At 53.9% G+C, this 10,769-nt stretch carries 7 protein-coding genes and 1 pseudogene; 1 reads left to right on the plus strand and 7 read right to left on the minus strand.

Annotation, left to right across the window (positions count from 1 at the left end):
* The 5 genes and pseudogenes from rpoC2 to rpsT form a co-directional block, all read right to left on the minus strand.
* Positions 1–569: pseudogene (gene rpoC2 / locus NCN04_RS03560) on the minus strand (DNA-directed RNA polymerase subunit beta'); the annotation flags it as partial.
* Between the two features lie 47 nt (positions 570–616).
* On the minus strand, positions 617–2,521 hold the full coding sequence (locus NCN04_RS03565; protein WP_250395196.1) for a DNA-directed RNA polymerase subunit gamma: 1,905 nt from the start codon (positions 2,519–2,521) through the stop codon (positions 617–619).
* A gap of 47 nt (positions 2,522–2,568) precedes the next feature.
* A complete protein-coding gene (rpoB, locus tag NCN04_RS03570) occupies positions 2,569–5,862 on the minus strand; it encodes a DNA-directed RNA polymerase subunit beta (protein WP_011620265.1) in 3,294 nt (1,097 codons plus the stop codon).
* A 273-nt stretch (positions 5,863–6,135) separates the two neighbouring features.
* Positions 6,136–6,921, minus strand: coding sequence for a TatD family hydrolase (locus NCN04_RS03575; RefSeq protein WP_250395197.1), 786 nt, complete (start codon positions 6,919–6,921; stop codon positions 6,136–6,138).
* 49 nt (positions 6,922–6,970) lie between these two features.
* Positions 6,971–7,270, minus strand: coding sequence for a 30S ribosomal protein S20 (gene rpsT / locus NCN04_RS03580; RefSeq protein WP_048348307.1), 300 nt, complete (start codon positions 7,268–7,270; stop codon positions 6,971–6,973).
* Between the two features lie 108 nt (positions 7,271–7,378).
* Between rpsT and hisD the strand changes: the two genes are divergently transcribed.
* A complete protein-coding gene (gene hisD / locus NCN04_RS03585; protein WP_371190308.1) occupies positions 7,379–8,701 on the plus strand; it encodes a histidinol dehydrogenase in 1,323 nt (440 codons plus the stop codon).
* 6 nt (positions 8,702–8,707) lie between these two features.
* Here the strand turns inward: hisD and rpiA are convergent, their stop codons facing one another.
* Both rpiA and NCN04_RS03595 read right to left on the minus strand, forming a co-directional pair.
* On the minus strand, positions 8,708–9,424 hold the full coding sequence (rpiA, locus tag NCN04_RS03590) for a ribose-5-phosphate isomerase RpiA (RefSeq protein WP_250395198.1): 717 nt from the start codon (positions 9,422–9,424) through the stop codon (positions 8,708–8,710).
* A 37-nt stretch (positions 9,425–9,461) separates the two neighbouring features.
* Entirely contained in the window at positions 9,462–10,592 is a 1,131-nt protein-coding gene (locus NCN04_RS03595) for a trypsin-like peptidase domain-containing protein (protein WP_048347188.1), read from the minus strand.
* Positions 10,593–10,769 lie beyond the last annotated feature (177 nt).

Consider the following 10,769-nt stretch of genomic DNA (forward strand, 5'->3'; position numbering starts at 1 on the left):
ATGATCTCCCCTTGAGGGTTCGCCATCAAACCGCGCATGCCCACCAGCTGACGGACTTGGGACATATTGCCCCGAGCCCCAGAGTTGGCCATCATCCAAACCGAGTTGAGTGGATCGTTGTCGTTGAAGTTCTTTTTGACAGCATCAACCAAGCGCTCGTTGGTCTCAGTCCAGGTATCGATCACCTTGGTGTGACGCTCAACCTCTGTAATGACACCAAGCCGATAGGACTCTTCGGTCTCAGTAATCAGTTCTTCAGCCTGATCGAGCAGATCTTTCTTCGCAGCGGGGACCTTCAGGTCGTTCACTGAAATCGACACAGCCGCCTGAGTGGCGTACTTGAAACCAAGGTCCTTGAGTTGATCTGCCATCGAGGCGGTGGCAGCCGTTCCGTGGTTCTTATAGGCCCATGCAACAAGTTCCTTCAGGACCTTTTTATCAACAACACGGTTACGGAATGGAGGCGGTGTTTTAGCAAGTGCACGGGACTTAGCAAAAGCTGCGGCTTCAGCCTTGGCAGCCTTGGCGGCCTTAGCAGACTTACGGGATTTGGAAGGAGTTGAGGTCATGACAGCGCTTGGAACAGAAGGGAAGGAAAAGCTTTGTGAGAGGGGCTTCAGGTGGCTGCCACTGCGTCGATGATCGTGTGATTCATCACCACACGTCCTACGGTCGTCAGGATGTAACGGCTAATCAGAGCGCCGTCTTCGTCAAAGCGGTCACGGCGGTAGGTCCACTGTTCAAAGCGCGTGCCATCGCTAAGGGTCTCAGTGGTGATGGGCTCTTCACGCTCGTCTTCATCTTCAACCTCGCCGTTAAAGCGCACCCAAACCCAGTCATGCAGAGTGATTCGGTTGTCTTCAAAGGCGTGAATCACATCTTCAAGGCTGGAGTAGGTGCGGGATCGATCACCGAATTCAATCGGATGCATTTGGGGCTGCAGAGCCGTTAGGTAATAGGAACCCAACACCATGTCTTGGGATGGCGTGATGATTGGATCGCCCGTTGCTGGAGAGAGGATGTTGTTGCTCGCCAACATCAACATGCGCGCTTCCGTTTGTGCCTCGATTGCGAGTGGCACGTGTACGGCCATCTGGTCACCGTCGAAGTCAGCGTTGAACGCTGGACACACAAGGGGGTGAAGTTGGATCGCTCTGCCATCCACCAACTTGGGTTCAAAAGCTTGGATCCCTAGCCGGTGAAGAGTAGGGGCGCGATTCAGCATGATTGGGTGACCATCGATCACCTCCTGCAACACCTGCATCACCTCATCATCAGCTCGCTGAATCAGCTTTTTGGCTGCCTTGATGTTGTTAACGATGTTTTGACGAATCAGGCGATGGATCACAAACGGCTGGAAGAGCTCAATTGCCATCTCCTTAGGCAAACCACACTGATGCATCTTCAGCTTGGGTCCCACCACGATGACGGAACGACCGGAGTAATCAACACGCTTGCCAAGCAAGTTTTGGCGGAAACGACCCTGCTTGCCTTCGATAATGTCGCTCAGTGACTTAAGCGGACGATTATTAGCTCCAACAACAGTTCGACCGCGTCGACCATTATCGATTAGGGCATCAACCGCTTCTTGGAGCATCCGTTTTTCATTGCGGACAATGATTTCCGGAGCAAGAATTTCCTGAAGGCGGGCAAGACGGTTATTGCGATTAATGACCCTTCTGTAGAGGTCATTAAGATCAGAGGTCGCAAAGCGGCCACCATCCAGCTGCACCATTGGGCGAAGATCTGGGGGAATAACCGGAATCGCGTCCAACACCATCCATTCGGGGCGGGCGTTGGTGGCGATGAAGTTATCGATCACCCGAAGGCGCTTAATCAACTTTGCGCGCTTCTGTCCCTTACTGCCAGCAATCTCTTCACGTAGTTGTTCAGCAACAGCATTAAGTTCGAGATCCTCAAGCAGCTGCTTCAGAGCCTCGGCGCCAATCCCAACGACGGGTTCATTCTCAATTTCTGAATCTTCTGCGTAAATCTCATCTTCAATTTCAAGCCACTCATCTTCCGTGAGCAATTGCTTGTACTTCAAGTCTTTGTGATCGCCCGCATCGAGCACCACATAACAGTTGAAATAAACGATCTGTTCAACATCCCGCAGAGGCATATCCAAAAGGATGGCCACATAACTTGGGATCCCTTTCAGATACCAAACATGAGAGACGGGGGCCGCCAACTTAATGAAGCCCATGCGGTGCCGACGCACTCGGCTCTCCGTGACCTCAACACCACACCGCTCACAAACAATCCCGCGGTGACGGACTCGCTTGTACTTACCGCAATGGCATTCCCAATCCTTAGAGGGACCAAAAATCTTTTCGCAGAACAAGCCGTCCATCTCGGGCTTGAGCGTGCGGTAGTTAATGGTTTCAGGCTTGGTCACTTCTCCAACCACCTGTCCATTCGGCAAGGTGCGCTGACCCCACTCCATCACCCGATCGGGTGATGCAAGTGTGATCTTGACGTAGTCGAAGTGGTTCTCTGTACGCAGATTGCTGTTGGTCATTGGCGTTTAAGAATGAAGGCGGTTGTGTCGTTTCGTTCGTTGATCCGTCAGTCCTCGTCGTAATCGGCGACGCCTAGGGACTCATAGGTGGGTCTGCTTGGGGTACTGCGGCGAGGATTCACGTCTTGCATCAGGTCCACTTCTTTGCCCTCGTCAGTGAATACAGCGATATCCAGACCAAGAGATTGGAGTTCGCGCATCAGCACCTTGAAGGACTCAGGTGTTCCCGGACGAGGAATCGGCTTACCTTTCACGATGGCGTTGAGAGCTTCGTTGCGTCCCTGCATGTCGTCCGACTTGACAGTGAGCAGCTCCTGCAACGTGTAGGCGGCTCCATAGGCCTCAAGTGCCCACACCTCCATTTCACCCAAACGCTGTCCACCTTGCTGGGCTTTACCACCCAATGGCTGCTGAGTCACCAAGGAGTAAGGGCCAGTGGAGCGCGCATGGATCTTGTCGTCCACCAGGTGTACCAGCTTCAGGAAGTGGGAATATCCAACCGCCACAGGCTGGTCAAAAGGTTCGCCAGTTCGTCCATCGCGCAGTAATAGTTTTCCTGGATCTTCGGGGTTGTAGATCCAATCTTTTCCTGGCTGACTTGCCGCTTCCTTGAGGTAAGCCTGAACTGTTTGTTGCGACTTCTCAGGGCCATACATCTCGTCGAAGGGAACGATTTTGACGCGGCAATCGAGATTGGCAGCCGCCCAACCCATCAACAACTCAAAGACCTGCCCCACGTTCATGCGACTCGGCACACCCAAGGGGTTCAGACAGATGTCCACTGGAGTGCCATCAGGCAAGTACGGCATGTCTTCACGGGGAAGAATGCGACTGATAATGCCCTTGTTGCCGTGGCGGCCAGCCATTTTGTCGCCGACCTGAATTTTGCGGCGCTGGGCCACATACACCCTCACCACCATGTTGGCGCCAGGGGGTAGCTCATCACCCTGTTCACGGGTGTAAATCCTTACGTCGACGACACGGCCACGTTCGGTGCTGGGTACGCGCAAAGAATTGTCGCGGACATCACGTGCTTTCTCGCCGAAAATCGCACGCAGCAGTTTTTCTTCGGGAGGCTGATCAGATTCACCTTTCGGAGTGACTTTGCCAACGAGAATGTCTCCACTCTCCACAAAGGCACCGATCCGAATAATCCCCATCTCATCGAGGTTACCGAGACTTTCTTCGGCAACGTTGGGGATTTCACGGGTGATCTCTTCAGGCCCTAATTTAGTCTGACGGGCCTCAATCTCATACTTCTCAATATGAACGGAAGTATAAAGATCATCATTAACCAAACGTTCACTCACAAGGATTGCATCCTCGTAGTTGTAACCCTCCCAAGGCATGTAGGCGATCAGAACATTCTGACCAAGAGCAATTTCTCCGCCCTCACAAGCTGAACCATCAGCAAGAACTTGCCCGATGATCACCGGATCACCCTGTCGAACGATAGGGCGTTGGTTCAGGCAGGTGTCTTGGTTAGAGCGCTGGTATTTCTGCAGAAAATGCGTGTGGTCGTAGCCCTCTTCATCTCGCACCACGATCGCCGTGGCATCAACGAAGGTCACGGTCCCGTTCACTCGTGAAATGGGGACCATGCCTGAGTCACGAGCCACCTGAGTTTCCAGGCCAGTCCCAACGAGAGGTCGCTCCGGACGGAGCAAAGGCACCGCCTGACGCTGCATGTTGGACCCCATCAAGGCACGGTTGGCATCGTCATGTTCCAGGAAAGGAATCAGTGACGTTGCCACTGAAATCACTTGCACCGGGGACAGCTGCACATAATCGACCTGCTCAGGCGGAACTTTTTCGAAGTCCTGCCTGTAGCGAACGGGGATGAGCTCAGCCAAGATTTGGCCATCTGCATCCGTGGCAACGTCACCGGGAGCAACGCGACACTCATCTTCGAGGTCCGCAGAGAGGTAAATCGGGTCTCCACTCTTTTGAACGACTCCGTTCTCGACTCTCCAGAACGGAGTCTCGATAAAGCCATATTCGTTGACTCGGGCATGGGTAGCCAAAGAGTTGATAAGACCAGCGTTCGGGCCTTCTGGGGTTTCAATCGGACAAAGTCGACCGTAATGAGAAGGGTGGATATCTCGAACAGCAAAGCCTGCGCGTTCACGGGTGAGGCCGCCTGGGCCAAGGGCCGAAATCCTGCGTTTGTGGGTGAGCTCAGCGAGGGGATTCGTCTGATCCATGAACTGGCTCAACTGGCTGGAGCCGAAGAACTCCTTAATCGCCGCCACAAGCGGCTTGGGATTCACCAATTGAGCAGGAGTGAGTGAGTCGGTTTCACCAACTGTCATCCGCTCCTTGATAATCCGCTCAAGCCGATTCAAGCCAACGCGAACCTGGTTCTGAAGAAGCTCTCCCACAGAGCGAACACGACGATTGCCCAGGTGGTCAATGTCGTCAAGACTTGCTCCACCAACATCAAGTTCGAGATTGATGAGGTAATCGAGGGTGGACAGGACATCCTCATGGGTGAGGGTGCGGACCGAATCGGGAATCGTGAGCCGAAGCTTTTTATTGATCTTGTAACGACCCACACGTCCTAGGTCGTAACGCTTGGGGTCAAAAAACCGGGTCTGCAACAGCTGCTGGCCACCGCTCACAGAAGGTGGTTCACCTGGACGCAGCTTTTTGTAGAGCTCAAGGAGAGCCTGATCCTCTGAACTAATGCCCTCGTCGTTCGCGGCCTCGATCGATTTTTTGTAGTACTCGGGGTGCCTGAGCTTGTCGACAACATCGTTGTCGGACAGTCCCATCGCACGCATCAAAACGTGGGCATTGATTTTGCGTGTTTTGTCAACACGAACGTGGAGCAGGTCGTTTTTATCCGTCTCAAACTTCAACCAAGCTCCACGATTAGGGATCACGCTTGCGTTGTAAGTACGACGACCGTTTTTATCCTGCTCATCCTTGAAATAAACGCCAGGGCTACGAACAATCTGGTTGACGATGACCCGCTCAGCACCATTGATGATGAACGTTCCACGTTCAGTCATCAATGGAAGTTCTCCAATAAAAACTTCTTGCTCCTTAATCTCACCCGTTTCTTTATTGACCAAACGGCAAGTTACATACATCTGAGACGCGAAGGTCGCATCTCGACGTTTTGCCTCTTCAACATCATGCCGGGGACGCTTCAGCCGATACTCACTGCCGACGAAGTGCAGCTCCAGCTTGCCGGTGTAATCCGTAATGGGTGAGAAGCTCTCCAGCTCCTCGATCAGACCCTTATCCAGAAACCACTTAAAACTTGCCCGCTGCACCTCTACCAAATCGGGCAGGTAGGTGACGGTCTTGGCGACTTGAATCGCGCTGCTGCTCATGCGGAGACCTGCAGTTGAAAAGTGGGAACAAAGGCCTGAAGGATCGTCAAATCTTCAAAAATCCAAATCTCATCACCACAAGAAGAGGCAGCCATCCCAATCTAGGAACGACTGCCGTACTCCATGGCTCTAGAGGTTTTTGGTCTGAACAGATGACGTCGTCAATGAACCGGAAGGAAATGGACGCTTCTGGGGCCGAAAACACAGAAACTGCATCTTGGCCAGGCCGATTGAACATCGTACACTTCCACCTCCACTAAAGCAGCCTTTTTGTCAGGGAAGGGCGAACAAGCGTCTGGCATTCGCAGTGCTGGCATCCGCCACTTCCACCACAGTCTGCCCCCTCAGTTCAGCCACTCGCTCGGCAACTGATGCCACAAAAGCAGGTTCATTTCTCTTGCCGCGCCGGGGGACTGGGGCAAGGAATGGGCAATCAGTCTCAACAAGAAATCGGTCCTGAGGTACGTCTTTAGCGCAGATATGCGTGTCGACAGCTTTCGGGAAGGTGACCGTGCCACTGAAACTGATGTAGAAGCCAAAGTCGAGGAATGCGGCCATTTCAGATGGCGTCCCACCCCAACAATGCATCACTCCCCGCGGGCAATTGCCTCTGAGTTGTCTCTCTCGTAGTTCAGCCAGCATCGGTTCAGCTGCATCGCGGCAATGAACAATCACGGGTAGATCCAGCTCCACAGCGAGATCCAGTTGAGGCTTAAGCACGGACAACTGCTGATCGAGATTCTTGTCTCGAAACAGATCGAGGCCAAGCTCCCCGATCGCCACCACACGTGAATCGTCCTTGGCAGCAGCGCTTAAAACTTCAACGGTATCGGCAGCCCAATGTTCCGTATCGAGAGGATGCACTCCAACGGAGTAACGCATCTCAGGGAAACGGTCAGCTAACGAACGAATCGCCGGAATCTCCGAAGGCTCAACGCAGGCATGCAGCAAGGCAGTAACACCTGCCTCTCTCCATCGAAAAGCCACCTCATCAAGATCCTCCTCAAAATTGCGGAAAACGATGTGACAGTGACTGTCGATCAGGGTGGGTGTGGACATCAGATCAGGACCTGAAACGCGCCTTCAGGCCCATTGTGCCGGGGGGAGATCAACTAACGCTTGGCTCAATAGCGCGCTTGACGGCAGTACTCAAACGAGACTTTTGATGAGCTCCGGCATTGCGATGCATCACACCACGCTTGACCGCTTTATCAATTTTGCTGAATGCTGCATTCAGGCTGGTTGTCAGCGTGGTTTTAGCCTCATCTCCTGGGGCCTCGCTGTAGGCACTGCAGGCAGTGAAACAGCGCTTCATGAGAGTACGAAGCGCTGATTTATACGCTTTGTTCTGTAAGCGATTGCGCTCGCCGATCTCGACGCGCTTCTTCGATGACTTGTTATTGGCCACAGAGCCGGATTTCAGTTCAACAATCCGTGACCATAACCCACCGCCCCGCAAATCATCGAGCACATGCTTCAAGGGCCATTTAGTTTGAGGGCGAACGTCAATCAGGAGATGACAGTGCTGAGCAATGAGCATCCGCCTGCCGGTCTCATGCGTTGCATCAGCACCGCGGCGCAAGCTGAACAAGAACTCGATCGGATCGCGACAAGAACAACCGGAGCGACCCAGCGAGAAGCGGAGCTACGGGTGCAAGAGATTTTGGAGCAGGTCAAAAGGGAGGGAGATCAAGCTCTCATAAGCCTCACAGAGAAATTTGATGGCTTCCGCCCAGAACCTCTTCGTATCGACCCAGGCCTACTGGAACAAGCCTGGAATGACACGCCAGCCAACCTTCGTGATGCCTTAGATCTCGCGCACAGACGCATCCAAGACTTTCACCAGCGGCAACGTCCCTCTGACCTCAGCGTTTCTGGTGTTCATGGAGAGCAGATCGGTCGCCGCTGGCGCCCAGTCCATGCAGCAGGCCTTTACATCCCAGGGGGCAGAGCTGCATACCCCAGCACAGTTTTGATGAATGCCGTGCCTGCAAAAGCTGCAGGCGTAAAGCGAATCGCGATGGTCACCCCTGCTGGGTCCAGCGGATTGATCAACACCACTGTTCTTGCAGCCGCTCACATTGCTGGGATCAGGGAGGTGTATCGAGTCGGCGGTGCACAAGCAATCGCAGCTCTTGCCTACGGAACAGAAACCGTCCAGAAGGTTGATGTCATCAGTGGACCAGGAAACCTTTTCGTGACGTTGGCCAAAAAATCGGTCTATGGCCAGGTAGGCATCGATTCTCTCGCAGGTCCAAGTGAAGTCTTGGTGATCGCCGACCAAACGGCCAAATCAGAGCAGGTGGCGGCCGACCTCCTCGCTCAGGCAGAACATGACCCACTGGCAGCAGCCATCCTGCTCACAACGGAAAAGGAGCTCTCTCGATCCGTCCCTGCAGAGATCGAACGTCAGTTGGCGTCCCATCCTCGCGAGAGCATTTGCCGGCAATCCTTAAGCCAATGGGGAGTGATTGTGACTTGCGACAGCCTTGAACAGTGCGCAAGTCTCAGCGATCGCTTCGCCCCAGAGCACCTGGAACTCCTTGTCGAGCGACCAAGAATGATGGCTGACCGCATCAACCACGCAGGTGCTATTTTTATTGGCCCATGGAGTCCAGAGGCGGTCGGAGACTACTTAGCCGGTCCTAACCACACACTCCCCACCTGCGGCGCCGCTCGGTTTAGCGGTGCCCTCAGCGTGGAGACGTTTATGAGTCACACCTCGCTCATCGAGTTCAACAAGGAAGCCCTTGATGCAACCGGGGTGGCTGTGGAGACCTTGGCCATCAGCGAAGGTCTCCACAGCCATGCCAATTCGGTACGGATCCGTCTTCAGTAAGCGGTCTTACACCACACGCTCAAGACTTCGGACTCCAGCAACGCCATCCTTGATTTCACCAACGAGAACTTCGTCAGCAAGGTTGACGAAGAGGCCGTTCTCCAAAACACCAGGAAGATTGTTGATCTCACCCTCGAGGGCAATCGGATCAGAGATTCCATCCTCAAATCGCACATCCAAAACAAGGTTGCCCTGGTCGGTCACCACTGGGCCAGCTTTACGGGTTGCCATACGCAATTCGGCAACTCCTCCCATTGCTTTGAGCTGGGATTGAACTTGCACCCATGCTCCTGGAAGCACTTCAACTGGGAGTAAGAAATCGAGATTTAAACGCTGAACAAGCTTTGTGGAATCAACCACGACAATGAAACGCTCTGCTCGGGCAGCAACAAGCTTTTCTTGTACATGGCAGGCACCTCCACCTTTGATCAACTGAAAGGAAGGATCCACTTCATCAGCACCATCAATCGCTAAATCAATGCGATCAATGGCGTTCAAAGCACGCAGAGGAATCCCCAACTCAGCGGCAAGCACCTCTCCTTGAAACGAGGTGGTCACGCCGACGATGTCATGGAGCTGACCTGCTGCAAGTCGTGCCCCGAGGCCTTGAATCATCAAAGCGGCAGTGGACCCAGAACCGAGGCCCACCACCATGCCGTCACGAATCTGCGCAACGGCCGCCTCCGCGACGGCTTGCTTCATTTGAGTTTGGAGATCCGACATCGATCAGCTGCTGAGGGCGAGACCGTAGCAAGAGCTCTCAGCTCATTCCTGGCAAAGGAGCCGGTTTCACCGACAGCTGCAGATCTCCCCCATTGCGAAGAACCTGCAACAGCAAGGGCTGATCAATTTCAGCTTGGTCCACCTGTTTCAACAAATCCTGAGGATCTCGAATGGTGTCGTCGCCAGCTTGAACAATGAGATCACCTCGCCTCAATCCAGCCCGTTGAGCAGGGCTATCGGGAAGAACTGATTGCACCAAGGCACCGGAGCGTTCAGGCAATTCAACGAGAGCATTGGGATCACGGTTATGGTCGCGCGCAATCCGAGCGGTGAGAGGAACAAGTTGGACGCCTAAGTAGGGATGTACAACCTCACCGTCCTTCTGGAGTTGATCAGCGACTCGGGAGGCCAAATTGATCGGGATCGCAAATCCCAATCCGGCCCCTGGACCAGAGCGAACCAGCGTGTTGATGCCAATCACTTCACCGGAAGCATTCACGAGCGGCCCGCCTGAATTACCAGGGTTAATGGCTGCATCGGTCTGAATCAGATCCAGACGCTTATCGGAAAAACCGAGGCTGCTGATATTGCGATGAAGACTGCTGACAATGCCCAACGTGACCGTTCGCTCCAAGCCAAAGGGAGTACCTAAAGCAATCGCCCAATCACCAACCTCCAAGGCCTCAGAGTCCCCCAAGGTTGCCGGGGAGGGAAGAGCTCGTCCAGACAGTCGGACCAGCGCGAGATCGGTGACCGGATCTTGACCAATCACTTCCCCGTCTCTCTGTTCCCCATCGGACAAGGTCACATTGACAGTGCTGACTTGATCAACAACGTGGGCATTGGTCAAAACCAGACCATGTCCATCGATCACAACCCCTGACCCCTGACCCCTCTGTCGCTCAGGGCCAATTCCATAGCCAGGCTCTCCCAGGAGATCACGCAGCAGAGGATCAATCAGATTCGGATCAAAAGGCTGCCGCTCGATCAAGCGTTCGGTGTCAATCCTTACGACCGACGGCGCCACATCCCGGACTGCATTGGCAACAAAGCTGTGCCCGTTGGCCGTAAAGGAGAGATCAGCAGCCTGAACGGGAAGGCTGCCAAAGCAAGACGTGACCAGAAGGGCTGTCAGGCAACAACAGCGAATGATTTGGAAAACCTTCATGCCGGCGGCCAAAGATCAGGAACACGTGGGGATTCTCACGCTAGTGGCCCCGCTCTGGAGAACGGAGCACCCGCATCGTTCAACTCACTTTCAGAGGAAGCACGGCATTAGTTTGATCAACTCTTTCATCTCCCCAGAGCCATGACCGTGCCGTCAAAAGCGCCACTTCGATGCGAG

This window comes from Synechococcus sp. MU1655 (assembly GCF_023630655.1).
In the GTDB taxonomy this organism is placed as follows: domain Bacteria; phylum Cyanobacteriota; class Cyanobacteriia; order PCC-6307; family Cyanobiaceae; genus Synechococcus_C.

Excerpts from the sequence above, each read along its gene's own strand:
- NCN04_RS03565 (WP_250395196.1), bottom strand. The coding sequence starts at position 2,521 with ATGACCAACAGCAATCTGCGTACAGAGAACCACTTCGACTACGTCAAG.
- rpoB (WP_011620265.1), bottom strand. The coding sequence starts at position 5,862 with ATGAGCAGCAGCGCGATTCAAGTCGCCAAGACCGTCACCTACCTGCCC.
- NCN04_RS03575 (WP_250395197.1), bottom strand. The coding sequence starts at position 6,921 with ATGTCCACACCCACCCTGATCGACAGTCACTGTCACATCGTTTTCCGC.
- hisD (WP_371190308.1), top strand. The coding sequence starts at position 7,379 with ATGACAGTGCTGAGCAATGAGCATCCGCCTGCCGGTCTCATGCGTTGC.
- rpiA (WP_250395198.1), bottom strand. The coding sequence starts at position 9,424 with ATGTCGGATCTCCAAACTCAAATGAAGCAAGCCGTCGCGGAGGCGGCC.
- NCN04_RS03595 (WP_048347188.1), bottom strand. The coding sequence starts at position 10,592 with ATGAAGGTTTTCCAAATCATTCGCTGTTGTTGCCTGACAGCCCTTCTG.